The organism is Pontibacter toksunensis, from assembly GCF_042686245.1.
GTDB classification, from domain to species: domain Bacteria; phylum Bacteroidota; class Bacteroidia; order Cytophagales; family Hymenobacteraceae; genus Pontibacter; species Pontibacter toksunensis.
This window is the reverse complement of the sequence record NZ_JBHUOX010000015.1, coordinates 63,420-87,122: the sequence shown is the minus strand read 5'-3', so window position 1 is coordinate 87,122 and position 23,703 is coordinate 63,420. Positions and strand designations below refer to the sequence as shown.

Here is a 23,703-nt window from a genome sequence, read left to right as displayed (position 1 = left end):
CACTGGCTTATTTATTACCACACCCACTGCGGGCAGATGGTTTTCTGAGGGTTGTTCAGTTTTATTCCCACTACTATCTCATGGCTGTTGGCGCTTACCCTGCTCAGGTCGCTGGTAGTCAGGTCATAGGAATAGCTGACATCCAACATGTGGTTGATGAACACCCCGGCCATGCCGGCAACTGCATCTTTCTGCCGGTAAGAGGCACCTGCCCAGAAGCGGCGGCCATAGGCTGCCTTGGCATTTACATCAACCATATAAATGCCATTTTCTGCTACTTTCACCATAAGGGAGGGGGTAAAACTGATGTTGTTGGATACTCTAAGCCTGATACCACCTGTAGCGTAATAGTGATTCTGAAGGGGTGCCACAGTTCCGTTGTTACTGCTTTTCGTTTCGCTTCGGAGCACCTGCATACTTGACAGGCCTACATAGAAGTCAGAGCTGTAAAGCCACAGACCTACCCCTAAATCAAACTTATTCATGTTGCCGATTTCTCCTGCCACAAAAGGGTCCTCCTTCACCTGCATGTTTATATCCTGCTTGTTCAGGCGGTACTGCATCAGGCCTGCCGAAACGCCGCCCGAAAGATTGATTTCTTTTGTGAGGGGCAGGTGGTAGGCGTAGTTGAGGTTCAGGGAGAATGTTCTCAGGAGCCCGGACTTATCCAATTGCAGAACAGCTCCTACCCCATGGTGGGGCCTCACATGAAAACGGTTATTTTTGTTGACCGTTTGCTCAGATGCGACATAACTGTTTTTTGATTTTGAAGGCGGCACCACGTTCCTGTCGTTTTTATCCAGGGAAGCATTGATACTGGTGTAGTAGGTAGTAGGTGCCCCCTCCATGCCAACCCATTGGTTTCTGTAGCTGTTCCGGATGTCTATATAGCTCTCTGTGCCCGCCGCCGCAGGGTTAAGGAGGAAGTTGTTCTGGACGTACTGCGTATGCTGTGGCCGTTGCTGGGCAAAGCCGGTAAAACAAAGGCAGGTAAACAGGACCAGGCTTGTAAAGATTTTCATACGCAGTTACTTGATAATGGTAATACTTCCTGAAACCGGCTTTTCATTCATGCCCAGCTCTATGATGTAGTAATAGGCCGCCATAGGCAAAGGCATACCATTGTGTGTGCCGTTCCAGGGCTCATGGTACCCTGATGATTCATATATCTTGTTTCCCCAGCGGGTAAAAATCTGCACTCTACAGTTGGGGTATAACTCAATGTTCTTGATGTACCAGGTTTCGTTGATGTTGTCGCCGTTCACCGTGATAGCATTGGATGGAACAATGCGCGGAAGTACCGTCACTGTCACCTCGTCAGTAGCAACACAGCCAAACTCTGACGTCGCCGTTACGGTGTAGGTTGTTGTCTTGAGAGGTTTTACAGCAGGATTCGGGACAGTTGAATCCGACATGTCAGTGGCTGGTGACCAGGAGTACGTGGTGCCGCCGGTAGCCTGCAACTTAGCCGACTGACCTTCCATAATAACTACATCTTGACCAGCATCAACTGTAAAGGACCGCACTGTGGCTGTTACTTTTGTCCTGCTGGTGCTGGCACAGCCGTTTCTGGTCACGGCCTGCACATAAAAATCTGTAGTGGCGCGAAGTGGAGCAGACTTGTAGGTGCTGCCCTCCTTTAGAAAAGTGCCGCCGCTTGCCTGATCATACCACCTGTATAAAATGCCTGCTGCCGGTGAGCTAACCTGCAAGGTGGCAGGCTCGCCAAGGCAAACGGTTACATCCGTTACCTGTGGCGGTGCTGGCAGCGCTTCTATGGTTACCAGTACTGCATTACTGGTGCTTTGGCAGGATGCAGCCGCAGTACGAACAATCCTTCTAAACCAGGTAGACTGACCTAGCTGGCCTGGTGTGTAATCAGGTGCTGTGTTCAGGCCAGGTGCCGGAGCGAAGCCAGCCGTTGCGCCAGTGGTACTATACTCCCATGCATAGGTAAACCTGTCGGTGCTACTGGTTAGTACCGGACTGGTCAGTTTACCAGGTATACTGCCCTCACAAATTACCTGATTCCCTTGTATTGTGTTCTGGCTGATATCAGGTGTAACCGTAATTTCTACTGCATTGCTCGTTACAGATGGGCAGGGAGAAGACATAACCAGGCGCCTGTACCAGGTTGTCTGGTTGAGAGAACCCGGCTGATAATCCTTCTCTTTTCCCTTGCCTGTTCCAATAACAGATTTGAAGCCGCTTGAAGGACCTGTGGTGCTAAACTCCCACTGATATGTATAGGTGCCACTTCCGCCAGTTGGCTCAGTACCGGTTAAAAGAGCAGGGGCGGTATTGGCACAAATTGCCTGTGCCCTGGAGATGGTGTTGTTCCCAATAACACTCTGTACTGTAATCTGAACAGCGTTACTTAACAGTTCGTCGTTCGCACCAGAATCCGCTTTTCTCCTGAACCAGACTGGTCCTGTGGTAAGGACAGGCGGAGCGTAATGCTGCTCTTTGTTGCGTGGGCCAGGGGCAAGTGCAAAGCCGGTTTGGGCACCGGTTGTGCTCATTTCCCAGGTGTACTCATACGTACCAGTTCCACCGGTGGGCAGGCTTCCTGTTAAGGTGGCCGGTGCTTCGCCGGCACAAATCGTCTGGTCAGCTGAGATGGTGTTGCTGGCAAAATCATTCACCCAAAGAGGCCGTACTTCTATGGTCTCTGTTTTCGTGAGCCTGTCGCCGCAGGAGGTAGTAGAGGTCACCAGGAAGTCAACAAAGAAGGCCGACTGTTTCAGGGCCTCCTTATCGATGTGCCAGGTGAAAGGTGATGATGCCCGCCCTCTATTCTTCCTCGCCTGAAAATTGATGTTATGCGCGTTCAGTTGAAAACCCCTGCCTGCAGCGGAGATAGAAACCTCCTCATCGTCTGCATCGGTACCGGTCACGTCAAAACTGATGCGGTCTCCTTTCACCACCTCAAAGACTTTTGTTGGGGAGGAAAGTGAAATATCAGGAGCGTTGCCCTCTGCCGGTTCTACTACCACGCTGATGCGCCTGGTTGTTGTCAGGGGCTGGCCGCAACCGTCGTCCCCATCGTCACTCACCACCACATCGAGCAACAGGGGCTGCCCGTTGGTATCAAGGCACTGTTCAAAGCATATGGTCGCCTCCAGCGTTTTTACTCCATTGGGGCTGTTCACCACACCGCTCGTTGCCCCGGTCAGGCTAAAAACGTTGTCGTTGGTGAAGTCTACAGGGGTTACCTCCAGTGTCAGGGGCTCACTTGCCTGCGGGTCAGTGTATAGGATTTTAATACAGCGCGGGTCGCTGGGGCGGATGCGTAGCACTTGGCCATCGGTAAAAGTGCTCTGGCTGCCAACCTGCTTCATCGTTACCACCGGCTCATTGTTAAAGCGGCAGACCTTAACAACAAGCTGAAATTCCCTCCTGACTTCCCCGATCTTCACACCGTTTCTGAATTCCTGGCATCGTACGGCAAACACATACAAACCTGCATATTTTGGCCTTACCGTCAGCCATCCTGTGGTTCTGTCGATACCAAGGGATGGGGTGCCGTGTATCTGGTTATCCTTGTCATAACCCGGGAGCCAAGCTATTTCAGGGTATGGTGCACTGGAGGCAGAAGGGTTTGCATTAGCGGATGTGCTGTGTCCGTTTAATGGAGAAACCATGTCGTACACCAATTGATCACCATCAGCATCGGTGCTGCTAAAATCGAAAGAGAAGAGCTCTCCCTGGCAGGCGTAATCGCTGGGCGGCGGTGTGAGTGTGGGGGTAGAGTTCACGAAGGGAACGCCGTTTTTAACAACGGGCGGAATCTCCATATAAAAAGTAGTACCAGCCTCAAATGTGGAGGATATGTTGTTGGTCGTCTTATTGCGACAGCATCTTTCCACTGCCACATAATACCCCGCCGGATGATTATAAATAGCAGGAAGAAGGGTTATCTCATCATAGTAATGGATCCTGGATGTCTTCAGGCCGCTGGTGGTGCACCCAATGTTGCTGTAATTTAACAAGCTTGCATTCACAAAAGGCATCGTTATTTCTTTTATGAAGCGATTGGTGCCTTTTTCGAAAATAGAAGCTTTAATATTAGGCTCAATGCGTCGTGACTGCTGTGTTCCGTTGATTTCATCAAAGTACAGGTTTAGTGTAAGCCCGTAGCTGTAGTTTGAAAGATGCTTTAACTCAAACTCACCCCCAACAATGTGCGTGGCATTAGCCTGTAAGGTCAGAAACAGTGATATAAAAACCAGCAGTAAACGTAGTATCATCCTCTTGAGCGAAGGGTGTGAATTTGATTTTAAAATCTAAATATAGTGAAATAAAAGTGTGCTCAAAACAAGGCTGGATTTTTTTGTATCTGTTTTGAAGGGATAAGTGCATTTTATTAAATTTATTATATATAATACGGGAAAAGATTAAATAAAGTAATGGTTGTTAAGAATAAGTGCTATTGCTGTAGAGGGAATATTTACTTTAGCTGAAGCCTGCATCAGGAGGGCGGGATGCAATTTTATGCCAGGTTTAGATTTCAATGCTAAAGGGTTTTGATCAGGTAATAATTATATAGTGTTTCGTGTATATAACAGGTGTAGTGTTACTCTTTCAGTACTATTCAACACCTGTAGCGGTATAAGGCGCTTCTAATACTGGTGCCTTATGCAGCTTGCGCCGGAGAGGGGAAACTTCAGGAAGGAAGAGATGGAGGAATGTGTATACTGCTTTATTATGGCATGTGCGGGGCTTCAATGCTGGCCGGCTGCATGAACTGGGAAACGATGCAGCAACTTCAGCTTTTCTTTTATCAGCGCTATACCTCACCTGTTACTTACCATACCCAACTGGGGCATATAATTTTCTGTGGGTTGTTCAGTTTGATTCCTACCACTACTTCGTGGCTGTTGGCGCTGACCCTGTTCAGATCGGACGTAGTAAAATCATGGGAGTAGCTTACGTCGATGAAATGATTTACATAAATGCCCAGCATGGCGGCAACCGCATCGTTGTGCCGGTAAGAGGCTCCCGCCCAGAAGCGCTCGTTGTAGGTGGCCTTTGCATTTATATCTACAGCCGGTAAGCCTCCTGCTGCCAACTTCGCCATTACAGAAGGGGTAAACGTCACCTGCTCTCCCACACGGAGCCGGAGACCAGCCGTAGCATAGTAATGAGGCTGTAGCTCCGCCAGCGGCTTTCCGTCTGAGCCCACATCTCCCAGACTCTTCACCAACTGCATACCTGACACCCCCACATAAAAGTCACGGCTGTAAAGCCAGATGCCTAAGCCTAAATCAAGCTTATTCCTGTTGCCTCTTTCTACTGTCAGAAAAGGGTCATCCTGAATCAGCACATCTACATTTTTCCTGCTTATCCACTGCTTCAGAATACCTGCTGCTACGCCGCCCGAGAGGTTGAGGCTTTTTGTGAGGGGTATATGGTAGGCATAGTTCAGGTTAAAGGAAAAGGTAGAAAGCAGCCCGGAGTTATCCATTTGGGCAACTGCGCCTATTCCATGGTGCGGCCTTACATAAAAGCGGTTGTTTTTATTTGCAGAAGAGGTAGAAGAAGATGGCCTGCCAGTTCCGAACCGCGGCGAGTTCCTGTCGTTTTTGTTGAGGGCGGTGTGCACACTGGTGTAGAAAGTAGTAGGAGCGCCTTCCATGCCTACCCACTGGCTGCGGAAACCTGAGCGCACATCGGTATAGTTCTCGATGCCTGCCACAGCAGGGTTCAGCAGGAAGTTGTTTTGAAAGTACTGTGTATGCTGAGGCCGCTGCTGTGCAAAAACAGCGGTACACCAGCAGAAACAGCAGACAATGCAAAACAAAACTCTCATGCGGCTTTACTTAACAAGAGTGATACTGCCTGATACAGGCTTTTCCTTTAACCCAAGGTCAATGATGTAGTAGTAGGCGGCCACGGGCAGCGGCTTCCCCTGGTATGTGCCGTCCCAGGGTTCTTGGTAGCCTTTGGAGTCGTAAACTTGGGCACCCCAGCGCGTGAACACCTGCACCCGGCAATTCGGGTAATGCTCTATGTTCCGGATGTACCATTTGTCATTTATCTCATCTCCGTTTAGCGTAACGGTATTGGTTGGGTCAATGCGTGGCAGCACTGTTATGGTGACTTCATCAGTGTAAGTGCAGCCATACTTTGTGGTGGCAGAAAGGGTATAAGTCGTCGTTTCGGAGGGAGTCGCTAGCGTAATGGCAGCACCCGGATCTGAAAGGCTGGTGGCTGGTGTCCAGGTATAGGTTTCGCCGCCTTTTCCCTTCAGATCGGAGGAGTTGCCCTGAATAATGGTCACGTCCTCTCCGGCATTCACGACAGACTCAAACACCTCTGCTGTTACCCTGGCCCTGGAGGCACTTACACAACCGTTACTGTTTACTGCCTGCACATAATAATAGGTGGTGGCGCCTAATGGTTCAGTATGGTAGGTAGGACCCTTGTGCAGCAGGTTGCCACCTGTTGGCTGGTCGTACCACTCCAGGTTTGCAGGAACATCTGTGGCAGCAGCTAAGTTTGCTGTCTGGCCGGAGCACGTGGATCCGTTAGTAAAGGAGGGAACAAGGGGAGGCGGAATGACCGTTACCTTTACCTCATTACTGACTGATTCCGCTGAACAGGCACCGGACATTACTTTTCTCCTGAACCAGCAGGTCTGTGTCAGGGCGGTTGGGGTATAGTCGGCTTTGCTGTTGTCGCCGGGGGCAGGCTGAAAGACGCCCGGAGCATCTGCCGTGCTTATTTCCCAATTATAAGTATAGGCAGCGCTTCCGCCAGTGGGCTGGCTCCCTGTTATAGCCGCAGCAGAGGTGCCATAACAGATTGTCTGCGCCTGCGAAACAAGGTTGTTGGTTATCTTGTCCTGTTTCGTTCTCACCTCTATTCTTTCAGTAGTGGAGACTGGTTTCCCACAGGTGGTAGCGGTAACGGTAAACTCAAGTTGGTATACGGCCTGCTGAAGCGCACTGCAGTCTATCTGCCAGCTAAATGTGGAGGCAGCCTGGCTGGTGCCGCTGTTTTCCGGAAAAGTAATGCTGTGGCTGCCAATGTCAAATCCTTTTCCGGTTGCCGACACTGTTATGATGTCTGGGTCCGGGTCTGTGCCTGTTACATCAAAAGTTAGCACGTCACCTTCAGCTACCTCAAACACCCGGGACGGCGTGGAAAATGAAATAGCTGGAGGCTCGTCCGGTGAAGGGGCAATGACAAAGCTTAGCCGCAAGGTGTCCTGGCGGGGCAGGCTACACCCTTCATCGCCATCATCACTGACAATAAAATCAAGCAGATAAACTTTTCCTTCAGAGTTCAGGCACGGGTCGAAGCACACAGATGTCTGCAGCAGGTCTTTTACGCCGCCTGCGTTTGCTACACCACTTGTCAGTCCGGTAAAGGTAAAGCCGTTGCCGTCGAAATTGACAGGCATGGCCTTTAGCGACAGCGGCTCATCGTCATCCCCATCCGTGAAATAGATGTTCAGGCAGCGTGGATCAGTCGGGCCGACTCGGATGATCTGCCCTTCCTTGTAGTAGTTGGTGGTGCCCATCGGCTGCGCATACACTGCCGGGCTTTCGTTACGGGGGCAGTCCTTTACCAGTAGCTGAAAGTCTCTCCTGACCTCACCTATCTTCACGCCGTTCCTGAACTCCTGGCAGCGCACTCCAAATACAAACAGGCCTACAAAGGAGGGGTTTACAATGAGCTGCCCTGTTTTCCTGTCTATCTTAACAGATGGAGTGCCTCTTATCTGGTTATTGACGTCATGCCCGGCCAGCCAGTTAATTTCAGGATACGGTGCGCTGGAGGCCGGAGGATTTGGTAAGCCGGGGGTGCTATAGCCGTTCAATGGCGTAACCAGGTCGTATACCAGGTCATCACCATCTGCATCTGTACTGCCAAAACTATAGGAGAACACCTCTCCCTGGCAGGCGTAGTCGGTTGGCGGAGGGCTTAGCTTTGGAGAAGAATTAACAAATGGGTTGCCATTTTTTACAACTGGTGGAAACTCCACATAAAACGTTGTGCCGGCGCTCTCAGGCAGGTTTATATTATTAATGGAATTGTTGCGGCAGCAGCGCTCCCAAACCGCATAGTATCCCGGTGCATGGTTGTAAATAGCAGGATCAAGAAAAATGTCTTCGTAGTACTCAATAAGGGATGTTCTTAGCTCAACGGTTGTACAGTTGATGTTGGTGTAGCTTAACTGCTTCTCCTGCCTGATAGGCAAAGAAACCGTGGTGACAGCCCTGTTAGTGCCTTTCTCGAAGATGGTAATGAAGTTAACGGGATCCTTAGCGCCTGGTGAGCCGTTTATCTCATCAAAGTAAAGGTTCAGTAAAAGCCGGTAGTTGTAGCCCTGAACATGCTGTAGTTCCATCTCGCCTCCCACAATATGGGTGGCAGCAGCAGGGCGTAGCAGGCATAGCGTGAGGAGTAGGAGAAGTAAGTGCAGCTTCATCCTGAAGGGCTTTAGTTAAAGATGGCTATAGTTGAAACGTATCAAGATTGATTATGTTTTAAAGAATATTTTAATGAGGTTCTTTATTTCCTGCTAAAAATAAAGCGGTTCAATTCAGTGTGTTTAGCAACCTGTAGTTGCCCTGTTGCACATACCTTAACGCTCTCCTTAAAGTATGAGCGTTGGTATTTTAAATTAAAAAATGAAGAGGGCAGGGCTTCTTTTTTATTTCAGAAGCCCTGCCCTCGCGCCGGAATATTAATGTGCAGGCTGTGGATTATAGTTTGTCGCTGCTGTTCTTTCCTTCTTCTGTCTCCTCCTCCAGGTCATTCAGTTCCAAGGTCAGCGCCTTTACTGATATCTGTGTCTCCCGTAGCGCCAGCGCCAGCGAAGCCATGAGTAAAATAAGGCTCAGCCCAAAAACATACTTGCCGAGTGTAGTGTAGCCCGCAAAAAGAATAAACATGCAGAACACGCAGCCAAAGATGCTGCAGATGCCAAGCGCCTGCATGTTCTTGATGAGGTCGAGGCGTATGCGCAGGTTCTCTATTTGGCTATACACCAGGTGGCTGTGTGTAGAGGCATAGCGGGTCTTGAGGTTGCGTATGAGGCTGGCCAGTGTCAGAAAACGATTGGTGTATGCCAGCAGCAGCAACGAAATTGCCGGAAACAGGAGTGCTGGTGTGGTAAGGGAAATTTCCATGGCCTGGTTGCGAGTGGCGCTTCTTTAGAGGTTCTTCAAAAAGTCTTCGTCCAATGGGTCTGCATCATCCTGATCTTCCTCATTTGCCTCCCAATCTACTTCCTGCAGCAAGGCAACTCCATCGAAAAGCAGATCGTCCAGTTCTTCCTTTGAGCCAGCATCCAGCGTCTGCTCAAACAGGCTCAGAATCTGGTCACGCTGCTCATTCACAAATATCTCGTGGTACAATTGGTCGAACACCGCTATTTGCTTCTGAACCACCTTGTCGATTTCCTTTGTACTTCTTGCTTTTAAAGCTTCCAATAGCACCCCGAGTGCTTCTTTGCTTTTTTCGTTGTTAGACAGGCGGGTGAAGACTTTCACAAAAGCGAGGGCCATGAGCAGGCGCAGGCGCTCAAAACGGAAGTTAAGTTCTTCTGTTACTTTACCTGCTGCAGATTTGGAAGCTTTGAATGCTTTTTCGAAATCAGTATAGATTTTGCATGCTTCTTCAGCTGCTAAAGGTGGTTTTTCAGTTTCGTAGGCTGTTAAAAGTAAAAGCTCTGACGCTCGGGCGCTCATAAGGGAATTTGCATGATAGAAGGGGCAAAGGTAGTGGTTTATACTTTGTTAGCCTACAGGTGGTTTTGCAGGAAAGGCAGCACCGCTAATGACTTCATTTGTCAGGACTCAAACAACCCTGATTTGGAGGAACCATACAAACATGTTTTCGCCACCTGAGCTTTACAGAAAATGCCCTGCTCAAAGGAATTACTGGCTCTGTCTGAGCCGGATAGGTATAAATGCTTGTATTAGTATAACAAAAGCAGCCAAAAACAGTAATTGTGAAGCAATGTCTTCCCCTGAATGTCTGAAGACTCTCCTCATACTCCTGACATTTACCCCATCCTTTCCGGATTATCCCACTTCTATTGTTTATGAATTTTATTAGAATATGAAACTGTTGTCATAGTATTATCCGTATATATAGATTAATTATTTTATCCAGTTTAGGGTTTATGGCAAACGAAGCTTTTAAACTATCTGAAGCAGGTAAAACAATGTCTGAGATGAAGACTCATTAAACTCTATAACGTGACAACATACGAATAACCATCTGTTATCCCTGAATGCAGTTGTTGCATCCATCTCCCACACTCCCCGGAATCCTGTCCGTCAGCAGAAAAGGTAGCCACTTTATAAAGCTGAACTGAGGCAAGAGGCAAAAGCGACAGTCCTATGAAAGTAAGTACAAGAAACAACCGCAAAGATTACCCTTCACTAATTTAACTTTTACTATATGATTGAACATTTAACACAACGACTCATCCTGTTATGCGCCGTTAGCCTGATGGGTTTGCTACAGTTGGGCGTCACCCACAACTTGTATGCGCAGACTTCTGGTGGTGCCTGCGGGCCAACCGATGTAGAACTTGAAATTTTTGCCGCTGTCTGTGGCAGGAACAACGGCTATTTCAGAGTAATCGGGGTTACCGGTGGAACTGCTCCTTACATGTATGCCCGAAACGGGACTCCCTTTCAGGTATTCAATACCTTCGGTGATTTGGTGACAGGGGAGTATACCATAACCGTTAAGGATGCAAAGGGTTGCACCTACACTGAAACAGTGATGATAGGAGACGCCCGGCCTACTGATTTCACTGCAACTGCAAGCCCTGCTACCTGCACTGCAAGTAACGGACAGGTAACGGTGACTGATATTGTAGGTGGCGCCTCTCCATATAAATATAGCAAAGACGGTGGCACTACCTTCCAAATTAGCAATGTTTTGACCGGCCTGGCAGCAGGATCGCACCAGATTGTGGTAAAGGACAGGCTGGAGTGCACTGTTGTAAAAGAGGTGGCTGTAGCGGTAGCAGAATCTGCTCCAATCCAGGCGACGGTGACGCCGCTGACACAAGTCATAGGGCAGGAAAAGACTGGCAGCGCAACCCTTTCTGCTGTTAGCGGAGGTACTGCTCCTTACACCTACCAACTGGACGGCGGCAGCTTTACTGCTGAGCCAGCCTTGAATAACTTAGGTGCAGGAACACACACGCTGGTGGTGAAAGACAGCTTTGGCTGTACCGCAGAAATAAGCTTCATGATAGAGAGCATCACAGAGGTGGACATTCCGGACGGATTTACGCCGAACGGAGATGGCATCAACGACCTGTGGGCGATTAAGAACCTTTCCATACTCTTCCCTAACTGCAAGGTAATGGTCTTCAACCGCTGGGGAAGCCTGGTGTTTGAGTCCAAAGGTTACTCGACTCCCTGGGACGGTACCCATAAAGGCAAAATGCTGCCGGATGGTACTTACTACAGCATTATTGAGTTCGGCGCTGGTACGCCAGCCATTAAGAAGTCATTAACTATCATGCGGTAACATCGCCTTTAACTTATCATCAAAGCTTTATGAAAAATTATATACTTATTTTCTGCTTCCTACTTATGGGCTCGGCAGCTGTAGCCCAGCAGAAAGCATTATACAGCCAGTACATGACCAATTATTACCTTCTTAACCCGGCAGTGGCCGGTATGGAGAAGGACATAACCTTCAAGGCAGGTTACCGCAACCAGTGGGTTGGCTTTAAAGGGGCACCAAAAACGTTTTACGTTAGTGGTGAGACAGCTCTGTTTAAAGAGAACCTGACAGAGGGGCAGGCCTACCATGGTGTTGGTGGCTACGCGTACACAGACCAGGCCGGCCCTACCACCCGCACTGGCTTGCTTTTGTCTTATGCTTATCATGTTCCGCTTAGCGAAAGCATTTACCTTTCGTCAGGTGTTTTTGCCGGAATGCAGCAGTATCGGTTTGATGCAAGCAAAGTGTACCTGGCAGAGGGCTCTAACGAGCGTGATCCAGTTACCTCAGGCGGCAACTTCAACTCCTTTATGCCTGACCTGAGTGTTGGTACCTATATCCATTCAGACAAGTTCTTTGCTGGTGTTTCTCTTTTCCAGGTGCTGGGCAACAAGATACATGCTGTAGATGATGTGGAGGACCCAAGCCGCCTTTACCGCCACTTGTTTGTTTCCGGTGGGTATAATCTTGATGTGCACAGCAACATAGTGGTTACGCCTTCTGTCCTGTTAAAGTATGTGAACGCTGCTCCGCTACAGGCAGACCTGAACGTGAAGGGTGCCTACCATTTTACAGATGGTGCTAAATCGAAATACGATAACATGGTATGGGCTGGTGTTTCTTACCGCACAAATGATGCAGTAGTAGGCCTCCTGGGCATGCAGTTTAAAGAGCAGTACCAGTTAAGCTATTCTTACGATATCACGACATCACCTATAAATGATTACAGTTCAGGCTCGCATGAAATTGTGCTGGGTTTTCGACTGCAGTAATAACCACCTTTTCACCCTTATAAACAAAAGAGCCAGCGCATTTGTGCTGGCTCTTTTGTTATTCAATACGTTGCTGCTTTAATGAGCTGCCTCTTCTGCGCGGGCAGACTGGCCGCTGATAATCTGGCCGAAGAAGATGCTGTTCAGGAACAGTTTGTTCGTGCCGTACCAGAAAGCCCTGAAGTTCGGGTTGTCCGGCATGGCAATTACTTTGCCAGCCCCTACTGCCGACACATCCACGGCTGCAGAGTTCTTCAGCAGCTGCAGGTTTGGCTTAGAGATGTAGCCTGCCATGAGCGGGTTGGCAGTATACATCACCGGGTTGGCGTAAGGGCTCTTGGAGCGTTCCATAAACAGCGTGTTGCTCCGGAAAATAGGCAGCTGCGCATCCGTATAACCGTAAGCCAGCGGGTGCGTCAGGTCCAGCTTCGTCTCGAAGATAGCGCCGCCGATAACCTGCGCTCCGCTAGTGTTGGCCATGTCAGCGTATGGCTTTTGAGTTGCTGTATCTGATGGGCTTTTTTTGAAGCTGATGTTGCCAATGCCGTTGTCTGCCAGCCATTGCGCCGCTTCTCCCATGCCCACCACTGTGCCTCCCTGCAATACCCAGTTCCGCAGCTTGTCTTTTGAGATGCTGTTATAATTGCCATCTGCCATCACAATAACATTGTATTTGTTGAGGCCTATCCGGTTAAAGTCGTTTGTCTTTACCAGCGTAGGTTTCATGTCGAAGCGGTTGTCCAGCAGGTGCCAGGCCTCCCCAACATCGTAGCTGTTCACACCGTCGCCAATCAGCATCAGGATTTTGGGCTGCGCCAGCGTCTGCATCATGGGGCTACCTAGCTTAATCCCCTGCGGATTGAAGCCGGTGTTCAGCGCATGCACCTGAATACCATTTGCTGCCGCCACCTCCTGCAGCACCTGCTGTAGCGCCTCTGTACTTATCGACTGGCCGGTGACTGGTATCAGGATGGTACCATAATCATATTGCTTGCCTTCTACTGTAGTGAACTTGTCGGTGGCTACCCTGGCCGTAATGCCACGCTCAAACAAGGTGTTCAGCGCGCGTGGGGCGTAGTAATCATGCCACTCAAAAGCATAGGCATAGTCGCTCTTGCCACCAACAATTTCTCCCTTCGGAAAAGCGAGGTCTTCTACTTTCTGTCCCAGTTGGTTCTGCCTGAAGTTCCTGGAGGATAGTGCGGCATGTTCCAGGTCAAACGCCAGGGGGAAAGTCCAGGCGGAGATGTCGTAGAAAAGGCTGTCCTGGAAAGTAGTACGCTTCTCAAACATCGCCTCAATTAGTTTATACTGCGGCTGCTCCGTCGGGATGATGTAAGCATTTTCCGGCGTATACGTCACATTGTCAATCTTAAAAGCTTCTTTCGGACGGTATACCTCTATCTTATGTTGTTTGATGATTTCAGCCAGGTGGTAAGCGCGGACTTTGTCTTTTTCTGAACCGAACACATAGGCTTTTGTTGCTGCCTTTTTTGCTTCATTCAATGCATCTTTATAAAAGGCCTGCTGATGCGCCAGCAACTCCTCGCGCATGGCCTGTGCGGCCTGCAATGTGGAGAGGGTGGTGGTGAATTGGTTGCGTATCGTGAACGGGAACGTGAGCACACCATTCTCACTTTCCTGGGCATGCCCTCTTGAACTGGCTTGCTCAAACAGAATACCCACAGCGCCGTTCACATCCGGGTACGTAGAGCCTTTGCCGTAGTAGAAGTCGTCGTAGTTCTCTTCTGTGAAATAGAAAGAGCCGATTTTGTCCAGTGCCTTGGCATGGAAGTCGCCTATCTTCTGCGTCAGCTTAAAGTTGTTTTCCGGCGTGAGCGGGTGGTTCCGGCTAGGTATACCCGGTTGAAAGAAGAACGTGGAGTTGGTTCCCATCTCATGGTGGTCTGTCAGCACATTCGGCTTCCACTCATGGAACTTCGCCAGTCTGCCCTTCGACTCCGGGTGCTGCAGCGGTAACCAGTCGCGGTTCAGATCGAACCAATAGTGGTTGGTGCGGCCCCGCGGCCAAACTTCATCAAACTCTGCGCTATTGGCATCTGTCACCAGATTCTTGCCCCGGTGCGTGTTTACCCAACTGGCGAAGCGGTTCAAACCATCGGGGTTGATAGAAGGGTCCAGCAGGATGACTGTCTCGTTCAATAGCTTTTCTATTTCCGGGCCTTGTGCTGCTGCCAAATGATATATTGCCAGCAGAGCCGAATTGGTGCCGCTGGGTTCATTACCGTGCACACTGTAGCCCATCCACACCACAGCAGGCATGTTGCTGATGTCGACGCTGCCTGACTGTGCCGGCTCTGTTAGTTTTTTATGCTGCGCCTTTATCTGCTCGATGTTACGGAGGTTTTCAGGAGAGGTAATGGTGAGCAGGTACAGCGGGCGGTTTTCATGTGTGCGGGCATATTCCACGAGCGACATCCTATCAGAGAGTTCCGCCATCTGGCGCACGTACATCACCAACTGGTCGTGGCTTACGTGCCACTCGCCCACGTTATATCCCAGTATGTCTTTTGGAGCAGGAACAGCACTGCTGTACGAAACATCAGCCGGTAGGTAATAGGAGAGGCTGGTTTCGGCTTGCTGTGCCACTGCCACCGGGCCAAGCCCCAGCAAAGCCGCTACAGCAAGAACGCGTAATTTTTTCATGTATAAGGGTGAAGAGTTGTTAGTATGGGTCAGTTTATACCTGCAATTTCCTCTTTTATAGAAGCTTTTCCAAACCATATAGATTTCGATTGTGAAAGCTTTTATTAAACAGGCTTGAAATAAGGTTGGAGCAGCATACACAGCAGAGTTGAATGCAATTGCTGTAGAGTGCTTTAGTTGCTGCTTCGGGAAACAGAGGTTGATGACGTTGGAAGCTTAAGCTATTGATGAGTATTTATTGCTGCCTGTACAGAGCCAACAGTGGCGCTGTTAAACTTGTATCTGTACGTATTATACTTCTGCGCCCGCTATACACAATGTATAGATTCATACCTACAGTCCATTAAACCTATTGTCTTCAAAATGATGAGACGGCCTTTGACCCCTGTCATCCTGTAAAGGATCTTGTGGCTTAACTGTAGGTAATGGACAGGATCCTTTACAGGATGACAGAAGTGAATGGATTTGTTCGTTTAAAAGAATACCCTTTTTAATAGAATATTAGGTGCTGGAAGAAGTGACAGGCACTGAGAGTAATAAACTGTAAATAAGAGTAGGCTAGTTGATTACTTGTGGCCGTGAAGAACCAGCAGCAGCCTTTCTGCGGTTACCTTTGAAGCTCACAAAGTACAACGCAAAGCCAGACAAGATGGTGACCATCCCAACTATTGAAAACAGGCGCAGCAGCAGATTGCCGAAGTTGTCACGGCCCTGGTAGTCCATCGTATGCATCATCCAGAGGAAATCGAATATCCTCCACTTATTGTTCCGGAACTTCAATACCTCGCCCCGCTCATTCGCAACATACACTGTTGTGTTAGTAGGGTGCTGCATCGTCACGGCATAGGCTGGCAGTGGACTCTCGCGGTACTCATGGTGCTTCCCGACCTGCCCCTCCGTCAGATACTCTACTTGCTGCACCTCCACCTTTTCGCTAAAGCTGTTCCGGGCCATCTGCACAGCCTCCTGCTCTGTTAAACTGCCCCGCAATGCACCAGTTCGCGCTACAGCCAGTTGCGTCTGCGGCATTACTTCACCTTCGTGGTTAGCGAAGTAAACAACCTGGTAAACGGGTTCGCCCAATATCTCCACCAATCTCACCGACTTCACAGAGTCTGCCTGCGGCAATTGCTCCAGAACCAGGGCGGGAGAGGCCAAAGCCATCTGGCTACTAAAGTTTACCAGCGCTTTCCGCTGAAAATCCCCGTGAATCTCATCAATATCTGACCAACTGAAGTACAACCCGCCCAGCGTCCAGAAGATAAACTGAATGCCGGTGAAAAGGCCTAAGTAGCGGTGCGCTCTGCGGATGCGTAGGTGCGTTCTACGGTTCATAAGGTAAGAATTTAAGCAAATATACCGAAAGTACTATAATATTTTTAATGCTCTTCCTTCAAATTTTATGTGCGTTCACATCCATTTTAATAGCTTTTGCAATATTTTTTACTTATTAGAGTTTTTTATTGTAACATTTGAAGATATTTTTTTTCATTTAGTGAAACAAATTAAAATTTTAACTGTACATGTATCCTAATTAAGGAATTTATTATATAGGAAAAATTAAATATAATAGAAAGACAGTTATACCATTCAAGCAAATGAATCGTCAAAAAAGCTGGTTCAAGGTACAACATTACCTGAATTCGGCCCAGTTACCGCCTAACTAATACACATAAAGAACTGTGTATCAATTTGTAGTGCAATAGATGCCGCTAATAACAGGCTGAAACTACACTACTATGATTCTTATTGCTTCTTTGTAAAGCTAGATCTAGCTTTTGCTAAATGTAAAAACAAGTTAGTTCCACAAGTGCCCTAACAACAAGCTTTAAAAACCCTAACCCTATTTTTATGCAAAAGAATTTTACTCAACTGATTGCGCATTATCTGAGTGCGAAGAGGTACACTGTTCCGGCAGGTACCTTACTGTTTTTTATAATAACAGCAATTTACATTCAGGCAGCTGTTGGTATAAGCATCACCGGTGCAGCTTCCTACAGTCTTTCAGCTGATTTAGCTGTAACTACTACCTTTACCCCTATCACTGATGTAGTGGTCACAGAGGGTGCTACGACTGACTTTGCCTCCAGCAACTCTTACAGAATAGTGTTTACTGCACCAACAGGGTGGGTTTTTCCTGGTAGTGGTGTTTCTGCAAGTAGAAATGGAACAGGCGAGGTTACGCTAACTACTACCCCTGTCTATACAGCAGATGCATCTGGGGCTGGTGCAAGAACTATAGAATTTACTTTAAAAGCTGGCAATGGTGCTCAGAATAAGACTGATATAATAACAATTTCAGGTCTTAGTATCAAATCCACGAATGGGGTTATAGACCCAACACAACCTAAATTTGTAAGTGTTCAGGTTCTTAACACAACAAACACAACACCAACTACAGTTGCTACGGCTACTCCTATATCTCTGTCTCAGACACCAGGCGCACCGAATAAGCTAGCCTTTGTTCAACAGCCTACTACAGTAGAAACCAATACTGCAATAACGCCAAGTCCAAGTGTTGCCATTCAGGACCGATTCGGAAACACGGTGTCCGCTGCTACCAACGCTGTAACTCTTGCCAGAACACCCGACACTTCTCTAAGCGGGGTGCTGACACCCGGCACAGGCAGTATCTCAAACGGCGTGGTAACCTTTACAGGTGCCAGTGTCAATACTGCAGGTGTTGGTTATACTTTGGTGGCTTCAAGCAGTGGTTTGACCTCTGCAACCAGTACTGCTTTTACTGTCAATAACCTGCGTCCGGTTATTACAGACGTTGTAGAGTGCGTGACTGTGGGAGACCCAGAAACTACGGTAACCGTTACTGGTTCCAATTTTGTTTCTGGTGCTACTGTTACCTTCGACGGTGTTACGAGAGCAGCTACCTTCGTGAATTCAACAACGCTAACCACTGTTCTCACCACAGCTGATTTGTCTTCTGTTCGTGATGTGAATGTAACTGTCAACAATCCACTTCCGGCAAGTAATAACGGTGTTTCTCTGCCGATTTCTGAGCGTGTCAGAGCTCTTTTCTCGTTTCCGATAGAAGGGCCTAACGCTGTTTGTGCAAACACACCAAATTCCACAGCTTTCACTACGCAAACAGGGCCAAATGTAAGTTCCTACCTCTGGGCTGTAGTTTCCGGCGATGCAACTATAGCCTCAGGTGGAACTACTGGCAATCCTCTCATAAATTTTGGGAATGCTGGAGAGGTTACACTCTCAGTTATAGCTTACAACTTTTGTGGCAAGCCAGGACCTGCCACTATCAGAACTATTACTGTAAAGCCACGTCCTGATGTTGTGCTCGATGCCAGCAAAACAGAAATCTGCCAAGGCGAGTCAGTTAGATTGTCAGCAAGTGGCGCAGATTCCTATCAGTGGTATGGTGGGGGATTGAACGGCACAACCGAAACAGAGGTAACTGTCTCACCAACCTCGACTTTAACCTATACCTTAGTTGGCACCACAGATGGCTGCTCTGCCACTAAAACTGTTACCATCAATGTAACACCTGCTCTTTCGCAGGGTGCCATAACCGGCAGCACGCAGCTCTGCCAGAACCAGGCTGTTGATGCTGCTTCCGCGCTGACGGCCACGGTCTCAGGCGGCGTTACGGCAAAAACCTATCTCTGGGAGCAAAGCCCTACCAGTCTGGAAGGGAGCTGGAGCAGTGTTGCCACCACAGCCACTTATGCTCCCTCTACTGCCACGGCAGGCACTGTATACTACAGGAGAACCGTCAACTCCGGCAGCTGCTCGGTAACCTCTGACCCGGTAGCAGTAACGGTAACACCAGCCATTGTTGGCAACACCATCGCCACGGCAGACCAGAACGTCTGCTCGGGCGACGACATCGCCCTGCTCGACGGTGCTGCAGCAACTGCAGGCAGCCAGCAGGTAGCCTACTTCTGGGAGCAAAGGGCTGCTGGAACAAGCACTTGGGCAAATGCAGATGGGACATATACTAACGAAGACTACCAGCCTGCAACAAGAACTGTAACAAGCGCTTCTGCAATTGAATATCGCAGGAGAGTAGAGGCAGGTAACTGTGTTAGCTTCACCGATGTAGTTTCAGTTACAGTCAATCCGCGTCCTGAAGCAACTATCACGCAGGGGCAGTTTACTTACTTCTGCTCACCAGGCACAGCGCTACTCTCTGCCACAGAGGTGGCAGGCGCCTCATATACATGGTTCAGGGCTGAGGCCAACGGCCCTGTAGAGGTTGCCAACACCCGAACCACTGAGGTAGGGGTGGTTGGAACATACTATGTAGTGGTGAAGTATAATGCGACTACATGTGAAAGCACATCAGCTACTATCTCAGTACAGGAGACGGTGGTGGGCAACAACATCATTGGCACCGAGAACGGTGACCAGGTGGTGTGCTACAACACCATACCCGCCGAGATTGTGGGAAGCACGGCAACTTCAACTGTGGGCCCGGTAACTTATCAGTGGCTGGTGAGCACAGACAACACCACCTTCACTGCCTTGACTGGAGCAACAGGCATAAACCTTTCCCGTGCCCAGCTGGGCGCCCACACAGCCGACAGGTGGTACCGCAGGATGGCCATCGTAGGCAGCTGCACGAATACAAGCCCCGAGACAGTGCACATCTCGGTAAGACCGGAGGTGCTGCTAACCAGTACGGCAACACCGGCCCCTATCTGCAGCGGAGAAACCTTCTCCTACACACCGGCAACCAACGCGGCTGGCACCTCCACTTTTGCCTGGTCACGGGCCGACGTAGCGGGCATCAGCAACCCAGCCGCCACCGGCAGCGGGGCAATAGCTGAGCAGCTGGTCAACACAACGGCTATGCCGCTTGAGGTTACCTACATTTACAGGATAACGACTGAGAATGGCTGCGAAAGCGCCCTGCAGTACGTAAAGGTTGAGGTGAACCCTCGGCCTGTACTGAACAATGCCACTACGCAGGTGGCTGTCTGCAGCAACGCGCCCTTCACCTACACGGCCACAACGGCCACAACAAGCCTTCCGGCGCCGAGCTTTGCCTGGACCCGTGCGGCTGTGGATGGAATCAGCAACGTGGCGGCAAGCGGCACCGGTGCCACTGTGAGCGAGACGCTGGTGAATACTACCACGGCTCCAGTCAATGTGACGTATGTCTATACCATAACCGCCAACGGCTGTGCCGGAGAACCGCAGGAAGTGGTGGTGACGGTGAACCCGAGGCCGGTGCTGAGCAGCACGCTCGCGCCCCCGGCCATCTGCAGCGGTGCAACTTTCGGCTACACGCCTACAAGCGCTACAGCAGGGGCCACTTTCAGTTGGGAGCGCCTAGCAGCAACCAACATCACAAGCAACGGCGGAACAACAGGCACAGGTGCAGTGAACCAGACACTGACCAACAGCGGCACTGCGCCGGTGGAGGTGACCTACCGCTACACGGTAAGCGCTAACGGCTGCGCCGGCGCCAGCACGGAGGACGTGAAGGTGACGGTGAACCCGACGCCACAGCTGAGCAGCACGCTCACGGCCAGCGTTTGCAGCGGCTCTGCTTTCAGCTACACGCCAACAAGCGCCACTGAAGGGGCCACTTTCTCCTGGACCCGTGCGGCGGTTACGGGCATCAGCAACGCTGCCGTGACCACCCCGGTGGCAGGCGGTGTGAGCGAGACGCTGGTCAACACCACCACGGCTCCGATTAATGTAACTTACGTCTACACCACAAGCGCCAACGGCTGCCCAGGCACGCCGCAGAACCTGGTGGTAAGAGTTAATCCGCAGCCAACAGCTACTTTCTCCGGTGTTACGAATGGGCAAGTTATTTACTCCGGAGCAGGTAATATTACACTTGTTCCTACAGGAACTACAGGAGGTACATTTTCCGGACCAGGTGTGAGCGGAACGACATTCAATCCATGCACAGCGCTTGGCACAGCCACTGAGGTAAATGTTATTATAAGGTATACTGTTACACTAGGCACTGCACCTAATACCTGTACCGCCGTTGAGGAAAAGACGGTAACGATAAAGAAATCTACTTACAAGGCTGTTGTCACCTCTTCGTTCAAGCCGTTCTGTAGAGGCGATAATGTGACTCATACTGCGAAAGTTTGGCGGGATGCAGAGGTAATATACCCTTACCTGACAAATGCTGCAGGTGACCCAGTGAGAGATCTTGAAACAATGACTCCAATAGGACCTCAGGAATTACCAGTTGCGAATCCAAACTACGAGTTCCCAGCGGGTACACCAGAAGGAATCAAACTGGTAGCCTGGAGATACTTTAATCCTATAGTAAGAAATGGGGTTGAAGTTCCAATTCCAGCTGGTAATATACAATGGACAAAAAATCAGGAGGTAAATATCGGTGCTGATGATGAAGACTTTAAGAACGCAGGTTTATCATCACTTGATTATTATGCCGCATATGTTACTGTTGATGGAGGTGCTTGTGGGCCTCAATTTAACAAGCGCATATCCAGCAGAACATATACGGCCGAGCAGGCAAACTACAGTATCACCCTTAGTGCAGCACCACAGCCTGTCTGCCAGGGTGAGGAAGTAACCCTGACAGCCACACTAAATTCTGCATTTCCATATTGGAGCGAGATTGGTCTGAATTTAGAGTGGATCGTAACAAGAGATGGTACTTCCTATACATTAGGCAATACTACTTATACAGATGAGAATAATACTTCTGGACTGCAACTAATAACTACTGGTCCGGAAGGAGGCTTTATTGATGGAGATGAAGTATCTATTGTCTTCACTTCTGATTTAGATAGTCGGGATCGTGCTGATAGTAAATGTGCTGGAGGAGAGATATCCACAGTGGTCATCTTAGATGTTAATGACATTGCGACTGTTACGCCTACACTTAAGAATCCGATAGTATGTGTGGGCAGTTCAGAAACCTTCACAGCCCCTGTTACGACAACTGGTACATCTGAAGTAACTTATATTTGGACAGTAGGTGTAGCACCCGATATAAGAACAATTGAGACAACAACTGAAAGCCTAACCATAGTTGCTGATGGAACCTTTACTCCAGACGTTGCATATCCTGTAAGCGTAGTAGTCACCAACACTACATGCGAAACTACAGGGTCAATAGCATTAGGCTCTATAACTGTTAATACTCCGCCTGCGATCACTGCAAGACCAAGTGCACTAACTGTCTGTGAGGGAGATGCAAGCGCATCATTCTCTGTAACAGCAACTGGCTCTGGATTAACCTATCAATGGTATAAAAACGGGGTTGAAATAGCAGGTGCAACTGAAAGTAGCTACACTATCACTTCCCCGAATGAGGCTAATGAAGCTATGTACAGTGTAATTGTATCAGGTACTAGTGCCTGTGGTGTTCTTGACCCTGTTGAGGCAATGCTTACGGTAAACCAACCGGTGGTTGCTACGCCAGGAACAGCTGGAACATACTGCCAGAAAGACAATATAACTCTTAGTGTAGAGGCAGAGGGTACCGGAGTTGATGGTGGAGACCTTGTATATGAATGGTTTAAGGATAATGTTTCCATTGGCAATAACAGCAGTACACTTACCTTATCGAATGCCCAGCCAGAACAGAGCGGTGTATATACTGTTGAAGTCACCGGAGCATGTAACCAGGAGACAGTAAGTCTAGGAACATTAACGGTAAATCCATTATTAACTGTAGATGGTAAAATAACCTCTGCTCCAGACCCAGTCATGATTGATGAGGCAGCTACTTTCACTGTTGAAACTGACATAGCAACTGGCGTAGAAGTGCTGTATCAGTGGTATACAGGTGATGAAGAGTCAGAATCATGGACACTAGCAGCGACTAATAGAGTTGTCTCGTCGGAGAATTCATTCACTATTACTAAGGTAGTACCAGGAGAGTTTGATGTAAAAGTAGAGGTTACACCTCTGAATACTGGAACCAACTGTTATAATCCAGCAGTTTTCATCAACGGTGAAATTGTACCTCTTCCAGTCGAGATCCTCTACCTGAACGCCAGCAAGCAAGGCAACGACGTGCTGCTGGAGTGGGCTACTGCTTCTGAGCAGGACAACAAAGGCTTTGAAGTGCAGGTGTCGAAAGACGGGCTGAACTACAGGCTGCTGACGTTCGTTCCTAGCAAGAACGGTAACTCCAATACCAAGCAGGTGTACGCCTTCACCGACAAGGAGAGCGGCAAGGACGGCACCCGCTATTACCGCCTGAAGCAGATTGACCATGCCGGAACCTTTGAGTTCTTCGGTCCGAAGGTGGTGACGTTTGGTGCCGTGGCCAGCAAGGTGATTGCCTTCCCGAACCCGTTCAATGATGAGATAACACTCGACATTGCTTCTGAGACGGATGGTGAGATGCTGATTATGGTGACCGACGCAGTAGGTAAGCAACTGTTGCAGCGTAAGGTGCAGGTAGAGAATGGCTTCACAACAGAAAAGCTGAAGCTGGATGCCGGCTTGCCGAGAGGCCTCTACATTATCAAGACGCAGATTGGTGGCTACACCCAGTTCATCAAAATGATTAAAGAATAACGCGTAAAAGAAACTAATAGGGTTTAAAGCTGAAAGAGCCGGGTATTTTACCCGG

At 49.1% G+C, this 23,703-nt stretch carries 11 protein-coding genes; 3 read left to right on the top strand and 8 right to left on the bottom strand.

Translation table 11 applies throughout. The features are described from left to right. Positions 1–14 precede the first annotated feature (14 nt). From ACFS7Z_RS18315 to ACFS7Z_RS18290, 6 genes are all read right to left on the bottom strand, one after another. Positions 15–1,022: a PorP/SprF family type IX secretion system membrane protein gene (locus ACFS7Z_RS18315; RefSeq protein WP_377487646.1), complete on the bottom strand. Its 1,008-nt coding sequence runs from the start codon at positions 1,020–1,022 to the stop codon at positions 15–17. A 6-nt stretch (positions 1,023–1,028) separates the two neighbouring features. Continuing rightward, positions 1,029–4,250 (bottom strand): gliding motility-associated C-terminal domain-containing protein, encoded by a 3,222-nt coding sequence (locus tag ACFS7Z_RS18310; protein ID WP_377487644.1) that lies wholly within the window; start codon positions 4,248–4,250, stop codon positions 1,029–1,031. Between the two features lie 557 nt (positions 4,251–4,807). After that, positions 4,808–5,812 carry a PorP/SprF family type IX secretion system membrane protein gene (locus tag ACFS7Z_RS18305; RefSeq protein WP_377487642.1) on the bottom strand — a complete coding sequence of 335 codons (1,005 nt, stop codon included), beginning with the start codon at positions 5,810–5,812 and terminating at the stop codon, positions 4,808–4,810. Between the two features lie 6 nt (positions 5,813–5,818). Next, on the bottom strand, positions 5,819–8,440 hold the full coding sequence (locus tag ACFS7Z_RS18300; protein WP_377487640.1) for a gliding motility-associated C-terminal domain-containing protein: 2,622 nt from the start codon (positions 8,438–8,440) through the stop codon (positions 5,819–5,821). 277 nt (positions 8,441–8,717) lie between these two features. Further along, entirely contained in the window at positions 8,718–9,143 is a 426-nt protein-coding gene (locus ACFS7Z_RS18295) for a DUF2721 domain-containing protein (protein WP_377487638.1), read from the bottom strand. A gap of 24 nt (positions 9,144–9,167) precedes the next feature. Then, positions 9,168–9,704, bottom strand: a complete 537-nt coding sequence (locus tag ACFS7Z_RS18290) for a hypothetical protein (protein WP_377487636.1) — start codon at positions 9,702–9,704, stop codon at positions 9,168–9,170. A 718-nt stretch (positions 9,705–10,422) separates the two neighbouring features. On the opposite strand from ACFS7Z_RS18290, the gene ACFS7Z_RS18285 reads away from it, so the two are divergent. Together ACFS7Z_RS18285 and ACFS7Z_RS18280 are read left to right on the top strand one after the other, a co-directional pair. Further along, positions 10,423–11,511 (top strand): T9SS type B sorting domain-containing protein, encoded by a 1,089-nt coding sequence (locus ACFS7Z_RS18285; protein WP_377487634.1) that lies wholly within the window; start codon positions 10,423–10,425, stop codon positions 11,509–11,511. A 29-nt stretch (positions 11,512–11,540) separates the two neighbouring features. Then, positions 11,541–12,482, top strand: coding sequence for a PorP/SprF family type IX secretion system membrane protein (locus ACFS7Z_RS18280; protein ID WP_377487632.1), 942 nt, complete (start codon positions 11,541–11,543; stop codon positions 12,480–12,482). Positions 12,483–12,560: 78 nt separating this feature from the next. Here ACFS7Z_RS18280 and ACFS7Z_RS18275 read toward each other — a convergent pair whose 3' ends face one another. Then, on the bottom strand, positions 12,561–15,149 hold the full coding sequence (locus ACFS7Z_RS18275) for a M14 family metallopeptidase (RefSeq protein ID WP_377487630.1): 2,589 nt from the start codon (positions 15,147–15,149) through the stop codon (positions 12,561–12,563). Positions 15,150–15,707: 558 nt separating this feature from the next. Further along, positions 15,708–16,484 (bottom strand): PepSY domain-containing protein, encoded by a 777-nt coding sequence (locus ACFS7Z_RS18270; RefSeq protein ID WP_377487628.1) that lies wholly within the window; start codon positions 16,482–16,484, stop codon positions 15,708–15,710. A 516-nt stretch (positions 16,485–17,000) separates the two neighbouring features. On the opposite strand from ACFS7Z_RS18270, the gene ACFS7Z_RS18265 reads away from it, so the two are divergent. Further along, the gene (locus ACFS7Z_RS18265; RefSeq protein WP_377487626.1) at positions 17,001–23,648 is read left to right on the top strand and encodes a PKD-like domain-containing protein; all 6,648 of its coding nucleotides are present in this window, start codon (positions 17,001–17,003) and stop codon (positions 23,646–23,648) included. Positions 23,649–23,703: the final 55 nt, after the last annotated feature.